23 protein-coding genes and 1 other RNA gene are annotated in these 25,243 nt (G+C 72.1%); 6 read left to right on the top strand and 18 right to left on the bottom strand.

What is annotated here, in order from left to right:
- Window positions 1-112: 112 nt before the first annotated feature.
- Window positions 113-1,024, bottom strand: a complete 912-nt coding sequence (locus G545_RS0112405) for a M23 family metallopeptidase (protein ID WP_036137040.1) — start codon at window positions 1,022-1,024, stop codon at window positions 113-115.
- A gap of 6 nt (window positions 1,025-1,030) precedes the next feature.
- On the opposite strand from G545_RS0112405, the gene G545_RS0112410 reads away from it, so the two are divergent.
- Window positions 1,031-1,474, top strand: coding sequence for a DUF721 domain-containing protein (locus G545_RS0112410; protein WP_027070653.1), 444 nt, complete (start codon window positions 1,031-1,033; stop codon window positions 1,472-1,474).
- A gap of 434 nt (window positions 1,475-1,908) precedes the next feature.
- Here G545_RS0112410 and lpxC read toward each other — a convergent pair whose 3' ends face one another.
- From lpxC to G545_RS0112485, 15 genes are all read right to left on the bottom strand, one after another.
- Window positions 1,909-2,823, bottom strand: a complete 915-nt coding sequence (lpxC, locus tag G545_RS0112415; protein WP_027070654.1) for a UDP-3-O-acyl-N-acetylglucosamine deacetylase — start codon at window positions 2,821-2,823, stop codon at window positions 1,909-1,911.
- Window positions 2,824-3,038: 215 nt separating this feature from the next.
- A complete protein-coding gene (gene ftsZ / locus G545_RS0112420; protein ID WP_027070655.1) occupies window positions 3,039-4,247 on the bottom strand; it encodes a cell division protein FtsZ in 1,209 nt (402 codons plus the stop codon).
- An 80-nt stretch (window positions 4,248-4,327) separates the two neighbouring features.
- Window positions 4,328-5,578 carry a cell division protein FtsA gene (ftsA, locus tag G545_RS0112425; protein WP_027070656.1) on the bottom strand — a complete coding sequence of 417 codons (1,251 nt, stop codon included), beginning with the start codon at window positions 5,576-5,578 and terminating at the stop codon, window positions 4,328-4,330.
- Window positions 5,575-6,297 carry a cell division protein FtsQ/DivIB gene (locus G545_RS0112430; RefSeq protein ID WP_027070657.1) on the bottom strand — a complete coding sequence of 241 codons (723 nt, stop codon included), beginning with the start codon at window positions 6,295-6,297 and terminating at the stop codon, window positions 5,575-5,577. Before G545_RS0112430 ends, ftsA begins: the two co-directional genes overlap by 4 nt.
- Window positions 6,294-7,286, bottom strand: a complete 993-nt coding sequence (locus G545_RS0112435; RefSeq protein WP_027070658.1) for a D-alanine--D-alanine ligase — start codon at window positions 7,284-7,286, stop codon at window positions 6,294-6,296. The genes G545_RS0112430 and G545_RS0112435 overlap by 4 nt, the downstream gene beginning before the upstream one ends.
- A complete protein-coding gene (gene murC / locus G545_RS0112440) occupies window positions 7,283-8,722 on the bottom strand; it encodes a UDP-N-acetylmuramate--L-alanine ligase (protein WP_027070659.1) in 1,440 nt (479 codons plus the stop codon). Before murC ends, G545_RS0112435 begins: the two co-directional genes overlap by 4 nt.
- Window positions 8,723-8,730: 8 nt before the next feature.
- Window positions 8,731-9,918, bottom strand: coding sequence for a UDP-N-acetylglucosamine--N-acetylmuramyl-(pentapeptide) pyrophosphoryl-undecaprenol N-acetylglucosamine transferase (locus G545_RS0112445; protein WP_027070660.1), 1,188 nt, complete (start codon window positions 9,916-9,918; stop codon window positions 8,731-8,733).
- Window positions 9,915-11,276, bottom strand: coding sequence for a putative lipid II flippase FtsW (gene ftsW / locus G545_RS0112450; protein WP_027070661.1), 1,362 nt, complete (start codon window positions 11,274-11,276; stop codon window positions 9,915-9,917). The genes G545_RS0112445 and ftsW overlap by 4 nt, the downstream gene beginning before the upstream one ends.
- Before the next feature lies 1 nt (window position 11,277).
- Window positions 11,278-12,357 (bottom strand): phospho-N-acetylmuramoyl-pentapeptide-transferase, encoded by a 1,080-nt coding sequence (gene mraY, locus G545_RS0112455; protein ID WP_027070662.1) that lies wholly within the window; start codon window positions 12,355-12,357, stop codon window positions 11,278-11,280.
- The gene (locus tag G545_RS0112460; protein WP_027070663.1) at window positions 12,347-13,768 is read right to left on the bottom strand and encodes a UDP-N-acetylmuramoyl-tripeptide--D-alanyl-D-alanine ligase; all 1,422 of its coding nucleotides are present in this window, start codon (window positions 13,766-13,768) and stop codon (window positions 12,347-12,349) included. The genes mraY and G545_RS0112460 overlap by 11 nt, the downstream gene beginning before the upstream one ends.
- Entirely contained in the window at window positions 13,765-15,270 is a 1,506-nt protein-coding gene (locus G545_RS0112465) for a UDP-N-acetylmuramoyl-L-alanyl-D-glutamate--2,6-diaminopimelate ligase (protein ID WP_027070664.1), read from the bottom strand. Before G545_RS0112465 ends, G545_RS0112460 begins: the two co-directional genes overlap by 4 nt.
- Window positions 15,267-17,117, bottom strand: a complete 1,851-nt coding sequence (locus tag G545_RS14760; RefSeq protein ID WP_052347334.1) for a peptidoglycan D,D-transpeptidase FtsI family protein — start codon at window positions 17,115-17,117, stop codon at window positions 15,267-15,269. The genes G545_RS0112465 and G545_RS14760 overlap by 4 nt, the downstream gene beginning before the upstream one ends.
- Window positions 17,114-17,380 (bottom strand): cell division protein FtsL, encoded by a 267-nt coding sequence (gene ftsL / locus G545_RS0112475; protein ID WP_027070665.1) that lies wholly within the window; start codon window positions 17,378-17,380, stop codon window positions 17,114-17,116. The genes G545_RS14760 and ftsL overlap by 4 nt, the downstream gene beginning before the upstream one ends.
- A complete protein-coding gene (gene rsmH, locus G545_RS0112480) occupies window positions 17,377-18,336 on the bottom strand; it encodes a 16S rRNA (cytosine(1402)-N(4))-methyltransferase RsmH (RefSeq protein ID WP_027070666.1) in 960 nt (319 codons plus the stop codon). Before rsmH ends, ftsL begins: the two co-directional genes overlap by 4 nt.
- A gap of 11 nt (window positions 18,337-18,347) precedes the next feature.
- Window positions 18,348-18,794, bottom strand: a complete 447-nt coding sequence (locus tag G545_RS0112485; protein WP_027070667.1) for a division/cell wall cluster transcriptional repressor MraZ — start codon at window positions 18,792-18,794, stop codon at window positions 18,348-18,350.
- A 431-nt stretch (window positions 18,795-19,225) separates the two neighbouring features.
- On the opposite strand from G545_RS0112485, the gene rnpB reads away from it, so the two are divergent.
- Window positions 19,226-19,587: RNase P RNA component class A (gene rnpB / locus G545_RS15095), an RNA gene on the top strand.
- 5 nt (window positions 19,588-19,592) lie between these two features.
- Here rnpB and rsmI read toward each other — a convergent pair.
- On the bottom strand, window positions 19,593-20,411 hold the full coding sequence (gene rsmI, locus G545_RS0112490) for a 16S rRNA (cytidine(1402)-2'-O)-methyltransferase (RefSeq protein ID WP_027070668.1): 819 nt from the start codon (window positions 20,409-20,411) through the stop codon (window positions 19,593-19,595).
- Window positions 20,412-20,503: 92 nt separating this feature from the next.
- On the opposite strand from rsmI, the gene G545_RS0112495 reads away from it, so the two are divergent.
- From G545_RS0112495 to G545_RS0112510, 4 genes are all read left to right on the top strand, one after another.
- The gene (locus G545_RS0112495) at window positions 20,504-21,874 is read left to right on the top strand and encodes a penicillin-binding protein activator (RefSeq protein ID WP_081677892.1); all 1,371 of its coding nucleotides are present in this window, start codon (window positions 20,504-20,506) and stop codon (window positions 21,872-21,874) included.
- Window positions 21,858-22,235 (top strand): YraN family protein, encoded by a 378-nt coding sequence (locus G545_RS0112500; protein WP_027070670.1) that lies wholly within the window; start codon window positions 21,858-21,860, stop codon window positions 22,233-22,235. The genes G545_RS0112495 and G545_RS0112500 overlap by 17 nt, the downstream gene beginning before the upstream one ends.
- Window positions 22,236-22,296: 61 nt before the next feature.
- Window positions 22,297-23,649, top strand: a complete 1,353-nt coding sequence (locus G545_RS0112505; RefSeq protein WP_154656596.1) for an FAD-binding oxidoreductase — start codon at window positions 22,297-22,299, stop codon at window positions 23,647-23,649.
- Complete coding sequence (locus tag G545_RS0112510) at window positions 23,646-24,272, top strand: uracil-DNA glycosylase family protein (RefSeq protein WP_027070672.1); 627 nt, start codon at window positions 23,646-23,648, stop codon at window positions 24,270-24,272. The genes G545_RS0112505 and G545_RS0112510 overlap by 4 nt, the downstream gene beginning before the upstream one ends.
- Before the next feature lie 28 nt (window positions 24,273-24,300).
- Here G545_RS0112510 and thiL read toward each other — a convergent pair whose 3' ends face one another.
- Window positions 24,301-25,242 (bottom strand): thiamine-phosphate kinase, encoded by a 942-nt coding sequence (thiL, locus tag G545_RS0112515; RefSeq protein WP_027070673.1) that lies wholly within the window; start codon window positions 25,240-25,242, stop codon window positions 24,301-24,303.
- Between the last annotated feature and the right edge of the window lies 1 nt (window position 25,243).

The raw sequence follows: 25,243 nt of genomic DNA on the forward strand, positions 1-25,243 counted from the left end.
TCCGGGTCCGGAGTGGATGCCGCCAAACAAAAACAGGGCGCCAGGCGCCCTGTCATGGCGAAACGGCCATTCTAGCGTGGGGGCCGGGTCGCGCGTATCAAGGGGCCAAACGTCAGCCCGTCAGCGGCGACCGCTGGCCCAGGAACTGGCGCGGGTTGACCGCGCGGCCGTCCTGCCAGACCTCGAAGTGCACGTGGGCACCCGTGGAACGCCCGGTGGAGCCCGCCTTGGCGATCTCCTGCCCGGCGCGGATCGGCTCGCCGACCTTGCGCACCAGGCGCGAGTTGTGGGCGTAGCGGGTCATGAAGCCGTTGCCGTGGTCGATCTCCACGGTGTAGCCGTAGCCGGACTTGTTGCCGGCGAAGCTGACCACGCCATCGGCGACGGCCTTGACCGGATCGCCGACGTCGGCCTCGAAGTCGATGCCGGCGTGGAACTTGCGGCCGCCGCGGAACGGGTCGGCGCGGTAGCCGTAGTGGGAGGTGATGTAGCTGTCGATCGGCTCGCCCGCCGGCACCGACGCCATGTCGAGCTGGCGGTTGAACAGCAGCGACTCCAGCACCGACAGCTGCCCGCCGGCGTGGCGGAACTGCATGTCCAGCGAGGCCAGCTCGTCGTCGAGCGCCTCGCGCGGCATGTCCTCGATGGCGCCCTCGTCGCCACCGACGCCCACCGGCTTGTTGAAGTCGAACTCGCCGTCCTGCAGCTGGCCGATCCGGGTCAGCCGCTCGCCCAGCGCGTTGAGGCGGTTGGCCTCGGCCTGCAGCTCACCCAGGCGCGCGGCCAGGGCGTTGATCTCGCGCTGCGCTTCCTGCTGCGTGGCGGCCACCTCGGCGCGCTGCTGCTGCAGCTGTGCGTGCATGGCCAGGTTGCCGGCGACGCCGATGCCCAGGCCCAGCGTCAGGCCGCCGCCGACCAGCAGGGCCGCGGCCGCGACCGGGCGCTGGATGGCGCGATACAGCAGCTGCTGCCCGATCGGGCCACCCCTGCCGCTTGACTTGAAGATGATGGGTCGGTTGATCATGTTCCAATGTCTCGTCCGTCACGGCCGCGCCAACCTTCGACCCCCACCGCCGCGCTCGATGCGCTGATGGCGGCCCCGGCTGGCGATCCGATCCGGCGTGCCCTGTGGCTCGACGACCTCGATCGCCGGTTCCACCCCCTCCTGCCGGCTGCGCTGGCACCGCACGTGCGGCTGGCCAACTACGAGCGCGGCAGGCTCGTGTTCCTCGTCGATGCCCCGGTGTGGCGCGCCAAACTGCGCCTGCTCGCACCGCAACTCCTCGACGCCGCCCGGTCCCTCGGACTCGAAGCAAGGGAGGTGGTGGTCCGCACCAGCCTGGTTCCCCCTGCCCGGCCCGCGCCAACGCGCAAGCCACTGCATATCTCCGATGCCGCCCGCGAATCACTCGAGGCGGCCCTGGCGTCCCTGAAGGAGCCACCCGAAGGCGGATCCGGCCGGGGCGCCAGGTGACCACTTCCGCCCCTCCACGGCGTTTGTCGTGAAGGGCTCGTGATCACCGACGGACGAATCCTAGAGGCCAGAAAGGGGCAACTTGTTAAGAAGCACCTTCTATTTCGTTAGGATTTCGTTAAACGATCACTCGGAGGGCACAGACGATTCACTTCCGTGACGGGGAGCCCGAACGGGTTATGAATGGGTCAGGTGCGTAGGTAGGAGCGGGAACAGGGAACGGGGAACAGGGAACGAAGGGTGTGTCGTGGTTCCCGGTGCGACCGCGACCCAGGGCTCGCGTGCCCGTGCCGCCGACCAGAACGAAAACAGGCACCAACCAGGAACGACGGGATAGGGTCGCCAGCCAAACAACGGCACCCCTCTCGTTCCCTGTTCCCTGTTCCCTGTTCCCTGTTCCCGCCTTTCTCCTCCCCCTGGGAGGAGAAAGGCCCTCAGATCACCGCCGGCTTCAGGAACCCAATCGGCGATTCCTCCGCCGTCTCGTCCTCGAACGTGACGATCTCCCAGGCGGATTCCTCGGCCAGCAGTGCGCGCACCAGCTTGTTGTTCAGCGCGTGCCCGGACTTGAAGCCCTCGTAGGCGCCGATGATCGGGTGGCCGGCCAGGTACAGGTCGCCGACGGCGTCGAGGATCTTGTGGCGGACGAACTCGTCGGCGTAGCGCAGGCCGTCCTCGTTGAGGACGCGGAAGTCGTCGAGCACGATCGCGTTGTCCATCGAGCCGCCCAGGCCCAGGTTGCGGTCGCGCATGTACTCCAGGTCGCGCATGAACCCGAAGGTGCGGGCGCGGCTGACTTCCTTGACGTAGTTGGCCGAGGAGAAATCGATCTCGACGCTGGACTGACTGGCCGGGATCGCGGGGTGGTCGAAGACCACGGTGAAGGCGACCTTGAAGCCGTCGAACGGCTTGAAGCGGGCGGCCTTGTCGCCGTCGGTCACTTCCACTTCGCGCTTGATGCGGATGAAGCGCTTGGGCGCATCCTGCTCGACGATGCCGGCGGACTGCAGCAGGAACACGAACGGCCCGGCCGAGCCGTCCATGATCGGGACCTCCGGCGCGGACAGCTCGACGAAGGCGTTGTCGATGCCCAACCCGTGCAGGGCCGACATCAGGTGCTCGACGGTCTGGACCTTGGCGTCGTCGCAGGTCAGGCCGGTGCACAGGGTGGTCTCGGTGACCAGGTCGGCGCGGCCGGGGACCTCGACCACCGGGTCCAGGTCGATGCGGCGGAACAGGATGCCGGTGTCCGGCGGCGCCGGTCGCAGCGTCAGGAAGACCTTGTTCCCGCTGTGCAGCCCCACGCCGGTGGCACGGATGACGTTCTTCAGGGTGCGCTGGCGGAGCATGGGGCCATTGTCTTCGGGTACGGAAAGCGGCGGAAGGTTAGCACGGGGCGGGTTGAAACCCGGATGAAACAAAAGCGGGGAACGGGGAACCGGGAACAGGGAACGGGAGGTCGCGGCAAGCGTCGGGTGCGATAGGCCTACGCCGTATCGCACCCATGGCGAACCACCTCGCACGCCGGGCACCCCACGCGCCCGGCGTGCCACCCCGCTGGCGGTCAGTCGGCCTGGCGGCGCAGGAAGGCCGGGATGTCGAGGTAGTTGTCGCTGCCGAAGTCGGCGGCGGCCACGGCGGGCTCCGGTGCCGGCGCCGGGGCGCTGGAACGCAGGTTGCTGACGAAGCTCGGGGTGTGGCTGGTGGTGGCGACGGCGTCGTCCTCGACGATCTCGGCCTGGCCGGTGGTGCCGTTGCGGACCAGCTGGATCGGGGCGCGGGCCTCGTTACCGCGGCTGTTGCGGGCGACGCCGCGGTTCAGGCCGGTGGCGACGACGGTGACCTTGACCTCGTCCTGCATGTCCGGGTCCAGCACGGTGCCGATGACCACGGTCGCGTCCTCGCTGGCGAAGGCGTCGACGGTGCGGCCGACCTCGTCGAACTCGGCCATGGTGAAGTCCGGGCCGGCGGTGATGTTGACCAGGATGCCGTTGGCGCCCGACAGGTTGACGTCGTCCAGCAGCGGGTTCTGGACCGCGGCCTCGGCGGCGGCCTGGGCGCGGTCGTCGCCGCGGGCGGCGCCGGTGCCCATCATCGCCAGGCCCATCTCGCTCATCACGGTACGCACGTCGGCGAAGTCGACGTTGATCAGGCCCGGGCGGACGATCAGGTCGGCGATGCCCTGCACGGCGCCCAGCAGGACGTCGTTGGCGGCGCGGAACGCCTGGATCATGGTCGCGTTGCGGCCGAGGACCGTGATCAGCTTCTCGTTGGGGATGGTGATCAGCGAGTCGACGTGGTGGCCCAGTTCCTCGATGCCCTTGAGCGCGACCTGCATGCGGCGGCGGCCCTCGAACGGGAACGGCTTGGTGACCACGGCCACGGTCAGGATCCCCATCTCCTTGGCCAGCTGCGCGACCACCGGCGCGGCGCCGGTGCCGGTGCCGCCGCCCATGCCGGCGGTGATGAACACCATGTCGGCGCCTTCCATCGCGTCCATCAGGCGTTCGCGGTCCTCCAGGGCGGCCTGGCGGCCGACCTCGGGGTTGGCGCCCGCGCCCAGGCCCTTGGTGACGTTGTCGCCCAGCTGCAGCTGGAGCTTGGCGCCGCAGTTCTTGATCGCCTGCGAGTCGGTGTTGGCGGTGATGAACTCCACGCCATCGACGTTGTTGCTGACCATGTGGGCGACCGCGTTGCCACCGCCGCCGCCGACGCCGATGACCTTGATCACCGCATTGGGCGCCATGTTCTCGACCAGTTCGAAGTTCGCCATGTCCGTGTCCTCTCTAGTGGGGGTTTGCTGTTGTGCGGGGTGGTGGTTGGGTGGTTGGGAAAAGCCTCGGTGCGCGCCGCCTAGAAGGCGCCGCGGTACCAGTCCTTGAGGCGGTTGAAAATCGTGCCCGCGCGGCCGGCCGACAGCGCCGGGCGGCGGCGGGGGTTCTCGATCTGGCTGCCCATGAGCAGCAGGCCGACGCCGGTGGCGTGCACCGGGTTGCCGACCACTTCGCCCAGGCCGGTGACGTGCTGGGGGATGCCCAGGCGCACCGGCATGTTGAGCATCTCCTCGGCCAGCTCGACGACGCCTTCCATCTTGGCGGCGCCGCCGGTCAGGACCATGCCGGCACGCACGTGCTGCTCGAAGCCGCTGCGCCGCAGCTCGGCCTGGACCATCTCGAAGATCTCCTCGTAGCGCGCCTGCACGGCCTGGGCAAGCGAGGCGCGCGGCATCCGCCGCGGCGGGCGGTTGCCGACCGACGGCACCTGGATCGACTCCTCGGCGGTGGCCATCTGCGCCAGCGCGCAGGCGTAGCGGACCTTGATCTGCTCGGCCTCCGGGGTCGGGGTGCGCAGCATGTGCGCGATGTCCTCGGTGACCTTGTCGCCGGCGATGCCCAGGCTCGCCGAGTGGGCGATCGCACCGTGCACGTAGACGGCGATGTCGGTGGTGCCGGCGCCGATGTCGACCAGCGCCACGCCCAGCTCGCGCTCGTCGTCGGTCAGCACCGCCTGGCTGGAGGCCAGCACGCCCAGCACCAGGTCGTCGACCTGCAGCGCGCATCGCTCCACGCACTTGGTGATGTTGGTGGCCGCCGACTGGGCGCAGATCACCAGGTGGGCGTGCACCTCCAGCCGCACCCCGCTCATCCCGACCGGGTTGCGGATGCCTTCCTGGGAGTCGTCGAGCACGTAGTCGCGCGGGATCGCGTGCAGGATGCGCTGGTCGGCGGGCACCGCGACCGCCTTGGCGGCGTCGAGCACGCGCTCCAGGTCGCCGTGGGTGACCTCGCCCTCGCGGATCGGGGTCACGCCCTGGGAGTTGCGGCACTGGATGTGGCTGCCGGAGATGGAGGCGTAGACCGAGTTGATCTCGCAGCCGGCCATCAGCTCGGCCTCCTCGATCGCCCGCTGGATCGACTGCACGGTGGAGTCGATGTCGACCACCACCCCGCGGCGCAGGCCGCGCGATTCATGGCTGCCGATGCCGATCACCTCGATGGGGTTGTCCGTCCCGGCACCCGGCACGTACTCGCCCACCAGCGCCACCACCTTGGAGGTGCCGATGTCGAGGCCGACGATGAGCGACTTGTCACCCTTGCGATTCATGATGCTTCCTGTGGTTGCGCGGGCAGGTCGGCCCAGCGCAGTGCGAAACCGTTGGTGTAACGGAGGTCGGCCTGCTCCAGCTGCTTGCCGGGCTGGGGCAGCAGGCGCGGCACCAGCCGCGCGAAGCGCTCCAGCCGGCTGCGCGCCTGGCTGCGGCCGACCACCACCCGGGTGCCGTTGTCCAGCGCCAGGGTCCAGCTGCCGCGGGCGTCCATGTCGATCGCCCGCACCACCAGCCCGGCGCGGCCGAACAGGCTTTCGGCGTGCTGGTAAACCTCGACCACCTCCTCCACGCGCCCGTCCGGGCCGTGCAGCAGTGGGAGGGTTGCCGGTACCCCGGCACCGGCGGCGTCGAACAGCGTCCCGCGCACCGACAGCAGCCGGTCCTCGCCCCAACGGGCATACGGCACGTGCTCGACCAGGCTGACCTCGAGCACGTCCGGCCAGCGCTTGCGGACCTCGGCCTGCTCGACCCAGGGCAGCGCGGCGACTGCGGCGCGGGCGCCGTCCAGGTCCACCGCGAAGAAGCCCTGCTCGGCATACGGCAGCAGCGCCTCGCGCAGGCGGGCCTCGTCGACGCGGTCGAACTGGCCGGTGGCGCGCAACGTGGTCAGCGGCCAGCGCTCGGCCCCGATCCAGCCCTTGAGCACGGCGACCACCGGCAGCGCGACCAGCGCCACCGCGAGCAGCCAGACCAGCAGGCGCGCGATCGCGTTCACCGGTGCGCGCCCTCCCCGACCGTGGCCTCGAGCACGCGCCAGCACAGCGACGGGTAGTCGATTCCCAGCTTGGCGGCCGCCTTGGGCACCAGCGAGTGGCTGGTCATGCCGGGGGCGGTGTTGACCTCCAGCAGGTACAGCGCGCCGGTGGCGCGATCGCGCATGAAGTCGACCCGGCCCCAGCCATGGCAGCCGGCGGACACGAAGGCCGCGCTGGCGAGGCGGCGGATCTCGTCCTCGGCCGCGCCCTCCAGGCCCGGGCACAGGTAGCGGGTGTCGTCGGCGTGGTACTTGGCCTGATAGTCGTACCACTCCCCGGCTGGGACGATATGGATCGAGGGCAGCGCGACGTGCGTTGTGCCGTCGAACAGGATGCCGACGGTCAGCTCCTCGCCCTGGATCATCTGCTCGGCCAGCAACTCGCCGGGGTAGCCGGCGGCGAACTCCGCCGCCGGCGCCAGGTCGACCTCCGACAGCACGCGGAACACGCCCACGCTCGACCCTTCGCAGGACGGCTTGACGAACACCGGGTAGCCCAGCGCCGCCGCGGCCGCACGCAGCGCGCCCGCCGGGTCGCCGCCCGGGGGGATGCGCTGGAAGCGCGGGGTCGGCAGGCCCTCGCTGATCCACACCTGCTTGGTGCGGACCTTGTCCATGGTCAGCGCGCTTCCCAGCACGCCCGAGCCGGTGTACGGAACCTGCAGCGCCTCGCAGACCCCCTGCAGCACGCCGTCCTCGCCGCCGCCGCGGTTGCCGTGGAGGATGTTGAACACCCGGTCCACGCGCCCGGCGCCGATCGCCTCGAGCAGGGCCGGGATGCCGTCGACCGCGAACGCGTCCACGCCGCGCGACCGCAGCGCCTCCAGCACGTTGCGGCCGGAGTCCAGCGACACCTCTCGCTCGGAGCTGGTGCCGCCCATCAGCACGGCGACGCGACCGAACACGGTCGGGTCGGTGAAGCGCGGCGGCGCGAGCACGGGTGCGTTCATTCGGCGGCCTCCCTGCCACGCAGGCCTTCGCGGGCGACCTGCTGGGCCACCTGGCCGATGTCGCCGGCGCCCATCATCAGCAGCAGGTCGCCATCGCGCAGCACGTCGGCCAGCACGTCCGGCAGCTCCTGGGCGGGACCGGTGACCACCGGGTCGACGCGGCCGCGGCTGCGGATCGCACGGGCCAGGGCGCGCTCGTCGGCGCCGGCGATCGGGGCCTCGCCGGCGGCGTAGACCTCGGTGAGCACCAGCGCGTCGACCTCCGACAGCACCGCGGCGAAGTCGTCGAGCTGGTCGCGGGTACGGCTGTAACGGTGCGGCTGGAAGGCGACCACCAGGCGCTTGTCCGGCCAGCCGCCGCGTGCGGCCTCGAACACCGCCTCCAGCTCCTTGGGATGGTGGCCGTAGTCGTCGACCACGGTGACCAGCCCGCCATCCGGCAGCGGTGCCTGGGCCAGCAGGTTGAAGCGGCGGCCGATGCCGGCGAAGGCTTCCAGCGCGCGGGTGATCGCCTTCGGCTCGATGCCCAGCTGCCAACCGACGGCCGCGGCCGCCAGGGCGTTGAGCACGTTGTGGCGGCCCGGCAGCGCCAGCATGATCGGGCAGCGCGCGCCGTCCGGCAGCACCAGGGTGAAGCGCATGCGTGCGCCGTGCTGCTGCACGTCCTCGGCGCGCACCTCGGCCTCCGGCGACAGCCCGTAGGTCATCACGTGGCGCGGGGTGGCCTCGGCCAGCTCGGCCACCTCCGGGTCGTCGATGCACAGGATCGCCACGCCGTAGAACGGCAGCCGGTGCATGAACTCCAGGAAGGCCGCGCGCAGGTTGGCGAAGTCGCCGCCGTAGTTCTCCAGGTGGTCGGCGTCGATATTGGTGACCACCGCCATCTGCGGGTTGAGGCGCAGGAAGCTGCCGTCGCTCTCGTCCGCCTCGGCCACCAGCCAGTCGCCGCTGCCGAGCCGGGCGTTGGCGCCGGCGGCGAGCAGCTGGCCGCCGATGACGAAGGTCGGGTCCAGGTCGCCCTCGGCCAGCACGCTGGCGGTCAGCGAGGTGGTCGTGGTCTTGCCGTGGGTGCCGGCGATCGCCACGCCGCGCTTGAAGCGCATCAGCTCGGCGAGCATCTCCGCGCGCGGCACGACCGGGATCCGGCGCGCGCGCGCCTCGACCAGCTCCGGGTTGTCGGGTCGGATGGCGCTGGACACGACCACGCAGTCGGTACCGGCCACGTGGGCGGCATCGTGGCCCTGGTGCACCTTGATGCCCAGGCCCTGCAGGCGGCGGGTCACGGCGTTGTCGGCCCGGTCCGATCCGGACACGGTGTAGCCGAGCGTGCCCAGCACCTCGGCCAGCCCGCTCATGCCGGTGCCGCCGATACCGATGAAGTGGACGCGGTCGGCGGCGTGGGCGAGGTCGCCCCGGTCCTGCATGCGACGGCGCAGGCTGGTGCTCATGCCCTGGCTCCGGTTTCGAGTACGGCCGAGGCCACCGCGTCGGCGGCATCGGGACGGGCGAGCCCGCGGGCGGCCTGCGCCATCGGCAGCAGGTCGGCGCGCTCGCAGAGGATTTCCAGCGTGGCCGAGACCCGGTTGGCGAACTCCTTCGGGTCCTCGCCCTCGGGAAGCAGGTGCGCGGCGCCGCGCTCGACCAGGTACTCGGCGTTGCGGGTCTGGTGGTCGTCGACCGCGGCCGGGAACGGCACCAGCAGCGCGCCCACGCCCGCCGCGCACAGCTCCGCCAGCGTCAGCGCGCCGGCCCGGCAGACCACGATGTCCGCCCAGGCATAGGCCGCCGCCATGTCGGCGACGAACGGCTCCACGGAGACCTCGAAGCGAGCCGCCGCGCCGCCGTCGCCGCGCACTCCAACGCCGTCATCCCCGCGCACGCGGGGATCCATCGACCCGACCACCTGCACCGGATTAAGCCCCGCGTCGCGATACGCCTGCAACGTGTCCTCCACCTGCTTCTCCCCGCACTGGTGGCGCACCTCGCAGCCGGGGATGCGCCCGCGCAGGTCGGCCACCGCCACCGGCAGCGCGCGGTTGAGCGCGCGCGCGCCCTGGCTGCCGCCCAGCACCAGCACCCGCAGCGGACCGCTGCGGCCGGCGAAGCGCTGCTCCGGTACGGGCACCTGGGCAATTGCCGTGCGCACCGGGTTGCCCACGACCTGCTCGCCGCGGAAGGTGCCCGGGAAGCCGGTCAGCACCCGGTCCGCCCAGCGCGCGAGGACGCGGTTGGTCAGCCCCGCGGCGCGGTTCTGCTCGTGCACGACCAGCGGGATGCCGGCGAGCCGTGCGGCCAATCCACCCGGGCCCGCCGCGAAGCCGCCGAAAGACACCACCGCGCGCGGCTGGTGCGCCTCCAGCACCTTGCGGGCCGCGCGCAGCGAACCGAACAGCCGGAACGGCGCGGCCAGCTTGGCGGCGATGCCGCGGCCGCGGATGCCGGCCACGTCGATGGTGTCGATGGCGATGCCGTGCTCCGGAACCAGCCGCGCCTCCATGCGCCCGGTCGCGCCGAGCCAGCGCACCGGCACGCCGCGCGACTGCAGGGCATCGGCGACGGCCAGGCCCGGGAAGATGTGCCCCCCGGTGCCGCCGGCCAGGATCATCACTGGGCGCTGCGTGGCCGCGTTCATGCGAACCTCCCGAGCGTCGGCTCGACGCGCTGGCGCAGGCGGCTGGTGCCGCGGCTGGTGGCGGCAGGCATGTCCAGGGCAGGCTCCCGCATCGCGGGCTCGGCGGCCGGCGCCACGCGGGGACTCGACGGGCGGCGCGGACGGCCGCGAGCGGGCGCCGGCTCGTCCACCGTCGGCGTGGCCACCGCCGCCTCGCCGCGCAGCAGCGCAACCTGGCGGCGGGCACGGTCCAGCTCGTAGCTCACCCGCAACAGCAGGCCCATGGCCACGCAGGTCATCAGCACCGAGGAACCACCCGAGGAGATCAGAGGCAGGGTCAGGCCCTTGGTCGGCAGCAGCCCCAGGTTCACGCCGATCGACACAAAGCTCTGCAGCCCGATCCACAGCGCGATGCCGAAGGCGCAGTAGCCGGCGAAGTGTCGGCGCATGCGCACGCACTGCAGGCCCAGCCACAGCGCCCGGCCGACCAGCAGCGCGAACAGCCCGATCACCGCGCACACGCCGACGAAGCCGAACTCCTCGGCGATCACCGCCAGGATGAAGTCGGTGTGCGCCTCGGGCAGGTAGGACAGCTTCTGCACCGAGCCTCCCAGGCCCACGCCGAACCACTCGCCGCGGCCCACCGCCATCAGCGCGTTGGTGAGCTGGTAGCCCGCGTTGAACGGGTCCGCCCACGGGTCCAGGAAGGAGGTCAGGCGGCGCATGCGGTAGGGCTCGGCGATCGCCACCACCGCCAGCATCGGCAGCAGGCCCAGCATCGGCCCGAACATGCGCGGCATGTTGACCCCGCCCAGCACCAGCATGCCGCCGGTGATCGCCAGCAGCAGCGAGGCCGAGCCGAAGTCCGGCTGCGCCAGCAGCAGGACGACCATCAGCAGCACCGCGCCGATCGGCTTGAGCATCGCCTTCCAGGTCGCGGTGACCTCGTCGCTGTAGCGCTTGAGGTAGCTGGCCAGCCAGACGATCAGCAGCAGCTTGACCGCCTCGACCACCTGGAAGTTCGACAGCCCCAGGGTGATCCAGCGCCGCGCCCCGTTGACCTCCACGCCCAGCCCGGGCAGGAACACCGCCAGCAGCAGCGCGAAGCAGGCCAGCAGCAGCCACTGGCCGCGGTGCTCGATGATCTTGAGCTCGGTGCGCATCAGCCACAGCGCCAGCACCGCGCCCACGCCGATGAAGAACACGTGCCGGCCCAGGTAGTGGAAGGCGCTGACGCCGTACTCGCCGGCGATCGACACCGAGGCCGAGCCGACCATCACCACGCCCACGCAGGCGAGCGTGCACACCGCGCCCAGCAGCCAGCCGTCGAAGCGGCCGCTGATGGCGTCCAGTCGCGTGGCCTGGCGAGCGTCGTTCATCTCAGCGCACCTTCAGCGTCGCGAGGCCGACCAGCACGAGCACCACCGAGATGATCCAGAAGCGCACGATCACGCGCGGCTCCGGCCAGCCCTTGAGCTCGAAGTGGTGGTGGATGGGCGCCATCCGGAAGACGCGCTTGCCGGTCAGCTTGAACGAGGCGACCTGGATCATCACCGAGAGCGTCTCGATGACGAAGATGCCGCCCATGATCACCAGCACCAGCTCCTGGCGGGCGATCACGGCGATGGTGCCCAGCACCGCGCCCAGCGCCAGCGCGCCGACGTCGCCCATGAACACCATCGCCGGGTAGGTGTTGAACCACAGGAAACCCAGCCCGGCCCCGGCGATCGCCGCGCAGATGATCACCAGCTCGCCCGCGCCTGGTACCGAGGGGATCTGCAGGTAGTCGGAGAACACCGCGTGGCCGGAGGCGTAGGCGAACACGCCCAGCGCGCAGGCGACCAGCACCGTGGGCATGATCGCCAGCCCGTCCAGGCCGTCGGTCAGGTTCACCGCGTTGGAGAAGCCGACGATCCAGAAGTACGCGACCACGATGATGCCGGCGCCGATCGGCAGCGCGAGGTCCTTGAACATCGGCACGTAGAAGGTGGTCAGCGACGCGGTGTCGGCGGTCAGGTACAGGAACACGCCCGCGGCGAGGCCGAAGATGGACTGCAGCAGGTACTTCCAGCGCGACTTCAGGCCGTTGGGGTCGCGCTTGGCGATCTTGATCCAGTCGTCGTACCAGCCGATCGCGCCGAACGCGGCCATCACCGCCAGCACCAGCCACACGTACTTGTTGCGCAGGTCGCCCCACAGCAGCACCGAGGCCAGCACGGTGAGCAGGATCAGCCCGCCGCCCATGGTCGGGGTGCCGGCCTTGGAGAAGTGGCTCTGCGGGCCGTCGGTGCGGATCGGCTGGCCCTTGAACTCGGCCAGCTTGCGGATCACCGCCGGCCCCCACCACATCGACAACGCGAGCGCGGTCAGCGAGGCCAGGATGCCGCGGAAGGTGAGGTAGCCGAACAGGCCGAACAGGCTCTCGAGCTGTTCCAGCCAGCGTGCCAGTTCAAGCAGCATGGTCGTCGCCTCCCGTTTCGCCGCCGCCCGGCACGTCCGCCAGCAGCGCCCGCACCACCGTGTCCATCGCGCTTCCGCGCGAGCCCTTCACCAGCACCCGTACTTCCTTCTCGTCGTCATTCCCGCGCACGCGGGAATCCAAGGCGGCGCGGATCGCCTCCGCCACCTCGCCATGGCTGTCCAGCACCTGCCCGCCCTCGCCGAACGCCTCCGCCGCGGCCGCCGACAGCGGCCCGAGCGCGAACAGCCGGGTGATGCCCGCCGCCTTCGCGCGGCGCCCGGCCTCGGCGTGCATCGCCTCGGCGTCCTCGCCCAGTTCGCGCATGTCGCCCAGCACCAGCCAGCCCTCGCCCGGCCCCTCGGCCACGGTGTCGATGGCCGCGGCGAGCGAGCCGGGGTTGGCGTTGTAGCTGTCGTCGACCAGTGTCACGCCGTCGCGCAGGCGGTGGGTGACCAGGCGGCCCTCCACCGGCCGTGCCGCCGCCAGGCCACGCGCGATCGCCTCGAGGTCCACGCCCAGCCCGGTTGCCAGTGCGGCGGCGGCCAGCGCATTGCGCACGTTGTGGCGGCCGCGCAGGGCCAGCTCGACCGGGGCCTCGCCCGCCGGGGTGACCAGCACGAAGCGCGAGCCATCGCCGGTCAGTTGGATGTCGCGGGCGGTGACGTCGGCCGTCGCCTCCAGCCCGAAGCGCACCAGCCGACGGCCGTGCGCGCGCTCGGCGAAGAACGGGGCGAAGGCGTCGTCGGCGTTGATCACCGCCACGCCGTCGCGCGGCAGCGCGTCGTAGACGGCGGCCTTGGTGTCGGCGATCGCCAGCAGGTTGCCCATGCGCTCCACGTGCGCCGGTGCGATGTTGTTGACCAGCGCCGCGTGCGGCACGGCGATGCGCGCGAGGTAGGCGATGTCACCGGGCTTGCCTGCGCCCATCTCGTACACCGCCACCTCGGCATCCTCGGGGGCGTCGAGCACCGCCAGCGGCAGGCCGATCTCGTTGTTGTAGTTGCCCGGGTTGCCGTGGACGCGGGCGAAACCTTCGGCGAGCACCGACAGCAGCAGGGTCTTGACGCTGGTCTTGCCGTTGCTGCCGGTGATGGCGACCACGCGGGTGGAGCGCCCGGCCTGGACGGCGGCGGCCAGCTGCGCCAGCGCCAGCTGGGTGTCGGCCACGCGCACCTCGGGCACGCCGGCGTTGACCGGCCGGGAGACCAGTACCCCGGCGACCCGGTCGGCGATCTCCCGGTCGAGGTGGTCGTGGGCGTCGAAGTTCTCCCCGCGCAGCGCCACGAACAGCGGCCGTCCGTCGGCGCGCAGGCGCCGGGTGTCGGTGGCCACGCCCTCGGCGGTGGCGTCGGCGCCGTGCAGGGTGCCGCCGGCCAGGCGTGCGACTTCGGAAAGCGTCATCGGCCTCATGTCCAGCGCTCCAGTGCCGCACGCGCGACCTGCGCGTCGTCGAAGGGATGGCGCACGCCGGCAATCTCCTGGTACGGCTCGTGGCCCTTGCCGGCCACCAGCACGACGTCGCCCACGCGGGCGCTGGCGATCGCGCGCTCGATGGCGCGGCGACGGTCGCGTTCGACCAGCAGGCGAACGCCATCCGGGGTGGCGTCCAGGCCGGCGAGGATGTCGGCGACGATCACGTCGCCGTCCTCGCCGCGCGGGTTGTCGTCAGTGACGATCACCACGTCGGCGCGGTCACGGGCGATCACGGCCATCTCCGGGCGCTTGCCACGGTCGCGCTCGCCGCCGCAGCCGAACACGCACAGCACGCGTTCGGCGGCGTGGCCGCGGACCGCATCCAGGGCCTGCAGCAGCGCGTCGGGGGTATGCGCGTAGTCGACCACCACCAGCGGCTGGACCGGACCCGCGCCCGAGGCGCCGCCCAGGCGGGTCATGCGCCCGTGCACCGGCTGCAGGGCGCCGAGGACCCCGGCGATGCGCGCCGGCGGCACGTCCAGTGCGTACAGGGCGCCGGCCACCGCCAGCAGGTTGTCGACGTTGAAGCGGCCCAGCAACGGCGAGCGGACGGTGTGCTGCCCGGTGCCGGTGGCAAGCTCGAACCCGATGCCGGCATCGTCGAGCTGCAGGTTGATCGCCGACAGCGTCGCGTCCGACACCCCGCGCGAGGACACGCCGACCAGGCGCACCCCGTCGGCCAGGTCCTCGGCCAGCCGCCGCCCATGCGGGTCGTCCAGGTTGACCACCGCGGCCTTCAGTCCCGGCCAGGCGAACAGGCGCGCCTTGGCGGCGCCGTAGGCTTCCATGTCGCCGTGGTAGTCGAGGTGGTCGCGGCTGAGATTGGTGAACAGCGCCACGTCGAAGTGCACGCCGTCCACGCGCCCCTGGTCGAGGGCGTGGGAGCTGACCTCCATGGCCACCGCACGGGCGCCGGCGTCGCGCAGCTGGCCGAGCAGCTCGTGGGTCTGCAACACCAGCGGGGTGGTGAAGCCGGTCGGCACCAGCTGCCCGCCCAGGCCGACGCCGAGGGTGCCGATGGTGGCCGCGTGCACGTCCAGCGCTTCCCAGGCCTGGGCCAGCAGCTGCACGGTCGAGGTCTTGCCGTTGGTGCCGGTGACGCCGACCACGTCCATCGCCGCGCTGGGGCGGCCGTGGAAGGCGTCGCCCATCTCGCCCAGGCGAGAGCGCAGGCCGGGGACGGCGATCGCGTCCGCCGGGGCCGGATGCTCCGCGGGGGCCGGGGGCTCGAACAGGATCGCGGCGGCGCCGGACTCACGGGCCTGGCCGGCGAAGGCCAGGCCGTGGGTGCCGAAGCCGGCGATGGCGACGAAGGCGTCGCCGGGTTCGACGCGGCGGCTGTCCATGACCAGGCCGGTGACCTCGAGGCCCGCGGGGATGGCGGGGACGTCGGGGAGGAGGCGGGACAGGAGCTGGGCTTGGGTCTGGCGGCGGGTCATGGTTGGCCTCCCGCTACCGGGGGAGGAGCGCCCTCACCCCGGCCCTCTCCCGCAAGCGGGAGAGGGGGAAGAGCGGGGCTGGCGGCGAGCGGGAGGACGGGGGGATTGCCGTCCTTGCCACGCGCCTTGGCCTGGGCGGCGATCCAGGTTTCGATGTCGTCGGGGGGGACGTCCATCAGGCGCAGGGCGCCTTCCATGACCGACTTGAAGACCGGGGCGGCCGTGGCGCCGCCGCCGTAGCCATGGCCCTTGCTGGCGTCGGGCTCGTCGATCAGCACGACCATGGCGAAGCGCGGGTTCTCCACCGGGACGATGCCGGCGAACAGCGCCACGTAGTCGCGCGAGTAGCCGCCGCTGCTGCTGAACTTGCGCGAGGTGCCGGTCTTGCCGGCCACGTGGTAGCCCAGCACCGCGCCGCCGGTGGCGGTGCCGCCGGGCTCGGTGACGGTCTGCATCATGTGCACCAGGGTGTCGGCCAGCTCCGGGTCGAGGATCTCCTCGGCCTCGGTGGCGCCGCCCTTCACGAAGGTGGGCGCAATGCGCTTGCCGCCGTTGGCCAGCGCCGCGTAGGCGACGGCGATCTGCAGCGGCGTGGCCGACAGGCCGTAGCCGTAGGACATCGTCGCCTTGGTGCTGCCGTCCCACTGGCGCGGCGCGGCCAGCAGGCCGGACGCCTCGCCGGGGAAGCCGCTGCCGGGCTTGCTGCCGAAACCGAAGCGCTTGAGGAACTCGTAGTAGTAGTCGTCCTCCAGCTGCCGCACCAGCTTTACCGAACCCACGTTCGAGCTCTTGGTCAGCAGCCCGGTGGTGGTCAGCGCGCCGTAGTTGCGGAAGTCGCTGATGGTGAAGCGATCGATGCGCAGGTAGCCCGGCGAGGTATCGACGATGGTGTCCGGCGCAACCACGCGTTGTTCCAGCGCGGCGGCCACGGTGATCGGCTTCATCGTCGAGCCCGGCTCGACCACGTCGGTCACGGCGCGGTTGCGGCGCGCGTCCCCGGCCTGGCCGTCGAGCTGGTTGGGGTTGTAGCTGGGCAGGTTGGCCATCGCCAGCACCTCCCCGCTGTGCACGTCCAGGATCACCACCGAGCCGGCGGCGGCCTTGGCCTCGGTGATCGCGCGGCGCAGCTCGCGGAAGGCCAGGTACTGGATGCGGCGGTCGATGCTCAGCACCAGGTCCTTGCCCGGCTCCGGCGCGCGCAGCAGGTCGACGTTGGCGATGATCCGCCCCTGTCCGTCGCGGATGACGCGCTTGGCCCCCGGCGTGCCGCTGAGCCACTCGTCGAAGGCCAGCTCCAGCCCTTCCTGCCCGCGGTCGTCGACGTTGGTGAAGCCCAGCACGTGGGCCAGCGCCTCGCCCTGCGGGTAGAACCGGCGGTACTCGCGCTGGCTGTAGACGCCTGGGATGCCCAGGTCGAGCACCTCGTCGGCCGCGGCCGGGCTGATGCGCCGGCGCAGGTACATGAACTCCTTGTCGGCGCGCTGGCTCACCCGGCTGGCGAGGGTCTCGGCCGGCACCGACAGCGCCGCGGCCAGCTCGCCGATGCGGTCGGCGTGCTCCAGCAGCTCCGGCGGGTTGGCCCACAGCGAGGCGACCGGGGTGGAGACCGCCAGCGGCTCGCCGTTGCGGTCGGTGATCATCCCGCGGGAGGTGGCGATCGGCAGTTCGCGCAGCGCGCGCGCGTCGCCCTGCTCGAGGTAGAACTCGTTGTCGATCACCTGCACGTGGAAGGCGCGCGCGACCAGCGCCACCCCGCACAGCGCGAGCACGCCGCCGATCAGCGCGACCCGGTGGGTCGCGTTGTAGCCGACGCCCCGGCCCCGGCCCTGTCCCCGCGGCGCGCTCATGGCTGCACCACGACGATTTCGTCGTCACTCGGGAAGGTCATGCCCAGGCGCTCGCGCGCGACCTGGTCGATGCGGTTGGCTTCCGCCCAGGTAGCCTGCTCCAGCTGCAGGCGCCCGAAGTCGATCTCCAGCTCGTCGCGCACGTTCTCCAGCCGGCTCAGCTCGACGAACAGCAGCCGGTGCTGGTGCCGGGCGTGCACCACCGCCAGGGCGCTGGCCACGTTGGCCACCACCAGCACGGTCAGCAGCAGGCGCCGGGTCATGCGGCACCTCCGGCGGGGAGCTTCTCGGCCACGCGCAGCACCGCCGAGCGGGCGCGCGGGTTGGACGCGGTTTCCTCGTCGCCGGCCCTGGTCGCGCCCCCGATGGCACGCAGCACCGGCACGAAGTCCGGTTCCACCGGCATCCGGCGGTTGGCGGGCGGCGCCTTGGCGTGCCGGTTGATGAACTGCTTGGCGATGCGGTCTTCCAGCGAATGGAAGCTGATCACCGCCAGCCGGCCGCCCGGCTTGAGGCACTGCAACGCGGCCTCGAGCCCGGCGTGCAGGTCGTCGAGCTCGCGGTTGATGTGGATGCGGATGGCCTGGAAGCTGCGCGTGGCCGGGTTGATCCGACCCCGGTCGGAACCCGGCTTGCCGCGCGGCACCACCGAGGCGATCAGCTCCGCCAGCTGCGCGGTGCCGGTGAGCGGGGTGGCCGCGCGGCGCTCGACGATGGCCCGGGCGATCCGGCGCGAGTGGCGCTCCTCGCCGAGGGTCCACAGCACGTCGGCGATCTCCTGCTCGCCCGCCCGCGCCAGCCACTCGGCCGCGCTCTCGCCGGAGGTGGGGTCCATGCGCATGTCCAGCGGGCCGTCCTTGCCGAAGCTGAAGCCGCGACCGGCCTCGTCCAGCTGCGGCGAGGACACGCCCAGGTCCAGCAGCACGCCGTCCAGCCCGCCGGCGGCCGCGTCCCACTGCCCCATCTGCGCGAAGCTGCCGTGGAAGATCGACACCCGTGGGTCGCCGCCGAAGTCGCGGCGCGCGACCTCGATGGCCTCCGGGTCCTTGTCCATGACCAGCAGCCGCCCGTCCGGGCCCAGCTGCTCCAGCACCCCGCGGGCGTGGCCGCCGCGGCCGAAGGTGCCGTCCAGGTAGCGGCCCGCCGCCCGCACCGCCAGTCCGTCGAGGACCTCGCGGTACAGGACGGGGAGGTGGCCGGAAGTCGTCGCGCGCTCCATGCCACCGGCGCTCACAGTGGCAGGTCCAGCAGGTCGTCGGTGAGGTCCCCGTCGGACAGCACCGCGCGGACCTGCGCCGTGTGGGCCTTCTCGCTCCACAGCTCGAACTTGTCGCCCATCCCCACCAGCACCGCCTTGCGCTCGATCTCGAGCGCATCGCGCATGCTCCGGGGCAGGGTGATGCGGCCGTTGCCGTCCAGCTCGAGGAGCGTGGCCGCGCCGACCAGCTTGAACTGCATCAGCCGGTTGGCGGCCTTGGCCTTGGGGAGCCGGTTGACGTGGTCGCGCACCGGCTCCCAGACGCCATGCGGGTAGATCCACAGCGAACCCGCTTCGAACGGGTTGTAGGTGGCGACCAGGCGGTTGCCGTGCTCACGCGCGATGACGTCGCGGAAAGCGGTGGGGACCGCCATCCTGCCCTTGTCGTCGATCGTGATGGCGTTCTCGCCCTGGAACATTGCCTGCCTGCTGGTGGATGGACGCCCCGTCGGGTGCCCCTGCGGGTGCATACGGCCCCTGATTCCGTATGCGGCCACTGAAAACCACAAAAAACCGGGTTTTCCCTCGGATGTCCACCTTAAGGACGGGTCAGTTCCAAGTCAACGAGTCGTGCGCGGTACTTTCGCCAGCGCCATCAATGACTTGCGGCAGACTTGAGAGGTTGTCTCAAGTTATGCGGGCTAGCTGTTGTTTCCCCTCGCCTTTCCGGTTTTCACGGTTGTGCATCCCACGTGAAATGTGGGCGGGGTCGCGGAATGCCGCTGCGCTGCTGCACCGCACCAACGCGCGGCCGCCCGTGGGCCGGATCCCCACTCCGGGGGTGAACGTCGGCGAAGGCAGGCGCCACGACGGTCCCCACCCGCCCCGCGGCCCGCTACACTTCCCACGCGGAGTCGGCCAGGCAGTCGCGTCATCCCCACCCCCGCGGTGGCGGGTGCCGAGGAAAGTCCGGGCTCCACAGGGCACGGTGCCAGGTAACGCCTGGGCGGCGCGAGCCGACGGAAAGTGCAACAGAGAGCAGACCGCCGATGGCCCGCGAGGGCACAGGCAAGGGTGAAACGGTGCGGTAAGAGCGCACCGCGAGTCTGGCAACAGACCGGCACGGCAAACCCCACCGGGAGCAAGACCAAATAGGGAGGCAATGCCGCGGCCCGCGGTGCCTCCGGGTAGGTTGCTTGAGCGTATCGGTGACGATGCGCCCAGAGGAATGACTGTCCACGACAGAACCCGGCTTATCGGCCGGCTCCGCTCTTCTTCTATCCCCCGTACAGGGACTTGCGGGGCGCGCCGCTGAGTTCGGCGGCGAGCTTTGCCGCGGTGGAGGGCGGCAGGTGGGCGCTGAGGGCCTTGTACAGGCGCATCCCCTCCGCCAGCCGCGCGTCGGCGTCGTCGCCGGCGCCCTCGACGATCACCACGAACTCGCCCTTCTGCTGGTTGGCATCGGCCGCGACGCGTTCGCGCAGCTCCCGCAGGGTGCCGTCCAGGACGGTCTCGAACAGCTTGGTCAGCTCGCGGGCGACCACCGCGGGGCGGTCGGGGCCGAAGGCGCCCACCATCGCTTCGAGCGAGTCGACGATGCGGTGGGAGGACTCGTAGAAGACCAGGGTGCGCGGTTCGGCGGCGAGGGACTGCAGGCGCTCGCGGCGGGCGCCGGCTTTCGCGGGCAGGAAGCCTTCGAAGCTGAAGCGGTCGGACGCCAGGCCCGCCACGCTCAGCGCGGCGATCAGGGCACTGGGGCCCGGGACCGGGGAGACGCGGATCCCGGCGGCGCGGGCGGCGCGCACCAGGCGGTAGCCCGGGTCGCTGACCAGGGGCGTACCGGCGTCGGAGACCAGGGCCAGCGACTCGCCGGATTGCAGGCGCTCGACCAGGCGCGCCGATTGCGCCTCCTCGTTGTGCTCGTGCAGGGCGACCAGCGGACGCTCCAGCCCGAAGTGGGCGAGCAGCTGCCGGGTGTGGCGGGTGTCCTCGGCGCAGATCGCATCGGCCTTGCCGAGCACCTCGAGTGCCCGCGGCGACAGGTCGCCGAGGTTCCCGATCGGGGTGGCGACGACGTGGAGGGTGCCGGTCTGCATGCCGGGATGGTACGCGCTGCGCCTTTGCATGGCCTGTGCGCGGCGGGTCGGTAGAATCGGGCGCAACTCCACGATTGCGACCGCACCCGCCGATGAGCATGTCCGCAACCGCACGCGCTTTCCCGTTCCGCCGTGGCTGGCTCGCCGTGGCGGCGGCCTGCCTGGTGGCCGCTGGCTGCAGCAGCACGATGGTGCGCAGCGGCGCCCCCGTGGTGCAGTCGACCAACCCCGCCCTGGTCCAGGCCAGCGCGCAGGCGTCCGCCGGTGCCGACCGTGATTCGATCGCGGCCCTGCTGGCCCAGCTCGACGACGCCACCCTGGCGCGCGAGGCGGCCAACCTCGCCGAGGGCGACCCGCTCTACAACCACATGGCGCGCGCCCTGCGCTCGCGCGGGCTGCCTCTGCCCCGGCCCATGGATGCCGGCGGCTGGGAGATGGACCTGGGCGATCGTCCGCCGGCGGAGCGCGACGGCTACCGCCCGCCGGTACGGCTCGCGCTGCTGCTCCCGCTGACCGGCGAGATGGCGGCCGCCGCCGCGCCGGTGCGCGACGGCTTCATGACCGGCTACCACGGCGAGAACCGCCGCCGGCCCGAGGTCACCTTCTTCGATACCCACGGCACCGTCGGCGGCGCGCTCTCGGCCTATGACCGCGCGGTCGCGGCGGGGAACGACTTCGTGGTCGGGCCCCTGTCGCGCGAAGAGGTGGATGCCCTGTTCCGCCGCGGAACCCTGCAGGTCCCGGTGCTCGCGCTCAACCGCGGCAACGTCGACCCTCCGCCGGGCAACGCCAGCTTCTCGCTGTCGCCCGAGGACGCCGGCCTGGCCGCGGCCGACCGCCTGCTGCAGGAGGGCGCGACGCGGGTGCTGGCGGTCGTGGGCAACAGTGACAGCCAGCGCCGCTCGGCCGAGGCCCTGCGGGCCCGCCTGGCCGACGCCGGGGTCGAGGTCGCGGCAGTGGTGACCACCGCGGTCACGGACTTCGTGCCCTTCGTGCAGCAGGGGACGGTGGACGGCGTGTTCCTGGCGCTGACCGGCGACGAGGCGCGCGAGGTCGTCGCCAACCTGTCCATGGCCGGCCTGGGCGGCGCGCCCAAGGTCGCTACGTCGCAGATCTCCTCGGGCACCGGCGACTCCGGCGCGGACGCGGTGCTGGACGGCATCGCCTTCCCGAGCGAGCCGTGGACGAGCCGCGGCTACGCGCCGGGCATGCCGTCGGCCGCCAGCGCCGCGGCCCTGGTGCCAACCGCCCGCGGCGCGGCGGCCCGCCTGTTCGCCTTCGGCCACGACGCCTGGCTGCTGACCGCCTACCTGGAACGCCTCGGCGGCCAGCCCGGCGCGCATGTGTCCGGCGCGACCGGGCTGCTGGCGCTCGGCGACGACGGCAACATCGAGCGCGCCCCGGCCTGGTCGACCTTCCGCGGCGGCAGCGTGGTGCCGCTGGCCGATGCCCGCCGCCGTTGACCGGCGCGCCCGCGGCGCCGCGGTCGAGGCCGCGGCGCGCAGCCACCTGGTGGGCCAGGGCCTGGTACCGGTGGCAGCCAACGTCAACTACCGCCTGGGCGAACTCGACCTGGTGATGCGCGACGGCGACACGATCGCCTTCGTGGAAGTGCGCTACCGCGGCCGCGACGACTACGGCGGCGGCGCCGAATCCATCGACTGGCGCAAGCGCCGCCGGCTGGTGCGCGCGGCGCAGCTGTTCCTGCAGCGGCACCCGGCGCTGGCGGACGAGCCCTGCCGGTTCGACGTGGTGGAGGCCAGCGGCGATCCCGCTGCGCCCGAGCTCAACTGGATGCGCGATGCCTTCCGCGCCGACGACTGAGGCGGCGGGCAGCACGGTGGCGGCAACAGGCCGAGGGCTCCCCGCGTCGCTGGACCGCGAGATGCGCGCCCTGCTCGGCGACGCGTGGTGGACCGACCCCGACGAACGGCTGACCTACTCCTACGACAACTCGCGGCGCCAAGCGCTGCCCGACGCCGTGGCACTGCCGGTGGATGCCGCCCAGGTGCAGGCGCTGGTCCGGGCCTGCCGCACGGCCCGGGTGCCGCTGGTGCCCCGCGGGCGCGCGACCAACACCACCGGCGCCGCGGTCCCGGTGGCCGGCGGCGTGGTGGTGTCGATGGAGCGGATGGACCGCATCGTTGACATCCGCCCCGGGGACCGCTGCGCCGTGGTCCAGCCCGGCGTGCTCAACGGCGCCCTGCAGCAGGCCCTCGCCGGGCATGGCCTGTTCTGGCCGCCCGACCCGACCAGCGCCGCCTTCAGCACCGTTGGCGGCAACCTGGCCTGCAATGCCGGTGGCCCCCGGGCGGTGAAGTACGGCGCCAGCCGCGACAACGTGCTCGCGATCACCGCCGTCACCGGGGCGGGTGAGCTCGTCACCCTGGGCACGGCGACCACCAAGGGCTCGACCGGCTACGACCTGCAGCGGATGTTCGTCGGCAGCGAAGGGACCCTCGGGCTGATCGTCGAGGCCACGCTCCGGCTGGTCCCCGCGCCACGGGACCGGCGGGCACTGCGGGCGATCTACCGCGACGTGTCCTCGGCGGCACGGGCCGTGGCGCGGCTCATGGCGCAACCGGTGACCCCGTCGATGCTGGAGTTCATGGACGCGCATGCCGTCGGCCTGGCGCGGCACGTCGGCGGCGCCGACCTGCCGGACGATGCCGGCGCGCTGCTGATGATCGAGGCCGACGGGCCGGCCGCGCACCTGGAGGCCGACCTCGCCGCCCTGCGCGAAGCCGCCGCCGGCGAGGGACTGGTCAGCCTGGACTCCGCCGACGACGAGTCCGCCCGCGCCCGCCTGTGGGCCGCGCGCAAGGCGCTCTCCCCGGCCCTGCGCACCCTGGCGCCCGGCAAGATCAACGAGGACGTGGTGGTGCCGGTTTCGCGCATACCGGATCTGGTCGACGGCGTGCAGGACATCTCGGCCGCCGCCCGGCTCCCGATCGTCTGCTTCGGCCACGCCGGCAACGGCAACCTGCACGTCAACCTGATGTACGACCCGGCCGATGCAGACCAGTCCGCGCGTGCCCGCGAGGCGATGGGCCGGGTGTTCACCCTTGCCCTGCAACTGGGCGGGACGCTTTCGGGCGAGCACGGCATCGGCCTGGCCAAGCGCGATTTCATGCCACGGGCGATGGGAGCCCCTACGCTGGAGTTGATGCGCCAGCTCAAGGCCACCTTCGACCCCGACGGCATCATGAATCCCGGCAAGCTGCTGCCGCCGCCGTGAAGAGCCCCGGCACCGCTGGACCTGCGCCGGCATACCCGGCCGACGACCGGCAACTGAAGGACCTGCTGCGCGGGATCGAGGCCTGCCGCATCTGCGCCGGCCGGCTCGGCCACGAGCCCCGGCCCGTGGTGCAGGCGGGGACCGGCGCCCGCATCCTGGTCGCCGGCCAGGCGCCCGGGCGCAAGGTCCACGAAAGCGGCGTGCCCTGGGACGATGCCAGCGGCCGCCGGCTGCGCCAGTGGCTGGACATCGACGAGGCGACCTTCTACGACCCGCAAAAGGTCGCACTGGTGCCGATGGGCTTCTGCTACCCGGGCAAGGCCGGTTCCGGCGATGCTCCGCCGCGCCCGGAATGCCGCGCCACCTGGCAACCGCGGCTATTGCCGCTGCTGCCCAACATCGGCCTGGTGCTGGCGATCGGCCAGTACGCGCAGGCGTACCACCTGGGCGATCGCCACAAGGGCAGCCTGACCGCCAACCTGCGCGCCTGGCGCGAGTTCCTTCCGGGGACGCTGCCCCTGCCCCACCCCAGTCCGCGCAACGTGGCCTGGTTCAAGGCCAATCCGTGGTTCGAAGGCGAGGTACTGCCGGAGCTGCGGGCGCGGGTGCACGAGCTGCTGTAGCCGGCAGCGAGCCGCAATGCCGTATCCCTTAGCCGAAGTGCTCGTACCCGGTCTTATCGGGTGCCCATGGCCGCCCGCCCCCATCCCGCATCACCACGTGGGAACCGCCGACGGTCCTTCCAATACGGGCCACTGCGACGCCGGAGACCGCGGCAGCGCCTTCGATGCGGCGGGCCCGTTCCACGGGCGCGGTGAAGCACAGCTCATAGTCGTCGCCGCCCGCGGCCTGGAAGGCCCGGCGCTGCTCCGGCCCGACTGCGTCGCGGAGGGCGGCGGACGCCGGCAGCCGGTCCAGCTCGACCTCTGCCCCCACGCCGCTGGCCCGGCAGACATGCGCCAGGTCGGCGAGCAGGCCGTCGGAGACGTCGACCGCGGCGGTGGCGATGCCGGCGAGCGCACGGCCGAGCTCGACGCGGGGCGTGGGTCGGTCGAGCCGCTGTCGCAACGCGTCGGGGGCGCCCTGCTCCAGCAGCGCCAGGGCCGCCGCGGCGTCGCCCAGCGTTCCGCTGACCCAGATGTCCTCGCCGACACCGGCACCACCGCGCAACAGGGCACGGCCTGGTTCGACGAAACCGTGCGCGGTCACGCTGACCGACAGCGGGCCCCGCGTGGTGTCGCCGCCCACGAGGGCGACGCGATGCAGCGCCGCCAGTTCCAGGAAGCCGTCCAGGAACGCGTCCAGCCACGCCACGTCGGGCGCCGGCAGGGACAGTGACAACGTGCACCACGCCGGCTCCGCGCCCATCGCGGCCAGGTCGGACAGGTTCACCGCCAGCGCCTTCCAGCCGATGTCGGCCGCGGCGGTGCCCGCGGGAAAGTGGATGCCCTCGTTGAGGGTGTCGGCGCAGACGACGAGCTGGCGGCCGGCCGGGACCTGCAGCAGTGCGGCGTCATCCCCGATGCCGAGCGCCACGTCCGCACGGGCGGGGATGCGCCGGCGGATGCGGTCGATCAGGTCGAACTCGGCCACG

Origin of the sequence: Lysobacter defluvii IMMIB APB-9 = DSM 18482 (assembly GCF_000423325.1) — a bacterium.
Taxonomy (GTDB): domain Bacteria; phylum Pseudomonadota; class Gammaproteobacteria; order Xanthomonadales; family Xanthomonadaceae; genus Novilysobacter; species Novilysobacter defluvii.

Bases quoted from the DNA above. Each gene is read 5' to 3' on its own strand.
- ftsL (WP_027070665.1), bottom strand. From the start codon at position 17,380: ATGACCCGGCGCCTGCTGCTGACCGTGCTGGTGGTGGCCAACGTGGCC.
- rsmH (WP_027070666.1), bottom strand. From the start codon at position 18,336: ATGGAGCGCGCGACGACTTCCGGCCACCTCCCCGTCCTGTACCGCGAG.
- G545_RS0112460 (WP_027070663.1), bottom strand. From the start codon at position 13,768: ATGAGGCCGATGACGCTTTCCGAAGTCGCACGCCTGGCCGGCGGCACC.
- G545_RS0112435 (WP_027070658.1), bottom strand. From the start codon at position 7,286: ATGAACGCACCCGTGCTCGCGCCGCCGCGCTTCACCGACCCGACCGTG.
- G545_RS0112495 (WP_081677892.1), top strand. From the start codon at position 20,504: ATGAGCATGTCCGCAACCGCACGCGCTTTCCCGTTCCGCCGTGGCTGG.
- G545_RS0112500 (WP_027070670.1), top strand. From the start codon at position 21,858: ATGCCCGCCGCCGTTGACCGGCGCGCCCGCGGCGCCGCGGTCGAGGCC.
- lpxC (WP_027070654.1), bottom strand. From the start codon at position 2,823: ATGCTCCGCCAGCGCACCCTGAAGAACGTCATCCGTGCCACCGGCGTG.
- G545_RS14760 (WP_052347334.1), bottom strand. From the start codon at position 17,117: ATGAGCGCGCCGCGGGGACAGGGCCGGGGCCGGGGCGTCGGCTACAAC.
- G545_RS0112465 (WP_027070664.1), bottom strand. From the start codon at position 15,270: ATGACCCGCCGCCAGACCCAAGCCCAGCTCCTGTCCCGCCTCCTCCCC.
- ftsW (WP_027070661.1), bottom strand. From the start codon at position 11,276: ATGAACGACGCTCGCCAGGCCACGCGACTGGACGCCATCAGCGGCCGC.
- G545_RS0112485 (WP_027070667.1), bottom strand. From the start codon at position 18,794: ATGTTCCAGGGCGAGAACGCCATCACGATCGACGACAAGGGCAGGATG.
- ftsA (WP_027070656.1), bottom strand. From the start codon at position 5,578: ATGAATCGCAAGGGTGACAAGTCGCTCATCGTCGGCCTCGACATCGGC.
- ftsZ (WP_027070655.1), bottom strand. From the start codon at position 4,247: ATGGCGAACTTCGAACTGGTCGAGAACATGGCGCCCAATGCGGTGATC.
- G545_RS0112445 (WP_027070660.1), bottom strand. From the start codon at position 9,918: ATGAACGCGGCCACGCAGCGCCCAGTGATGATCCTGGCCGGCGGCACC.
- mraY (WP_027070662.1), bottom strand. From the start codon at position 12,357: ATGCTGCTTGAACTGGCACGCTGGCTGGAACAGCTCGAGAGCCTGTTC.
- G545_RS0112405 (WP_036137040.1), bottom strand. From the start codon at position 1,024: ATGATCAACCGACCCATCATCTTCAAGTCAAGCGGCAGGGGTGGCCCG.
- G545_RS0112505 (WP_154656596.1), top strand. From the start codon at position 22,297: ATGCGCGCCCTGCTCGGCGACGCGTGGTGGACCGACCCCGACGAACGG.
- G545_RS0112410 (WP_027070653.1), top strand. From the start codon at position 1,031: ATGTCTCGTCCGTCACGGCCGCGCCAACCTTCGACCCCCACCGCCGCG.
- rsmI (WP_027070668.1), bottom strand. From the start codon at position 20,411: ATGCAGACCGGCACCCTCCACGTCGTCGCCACCCCGATCGGGAACCTC.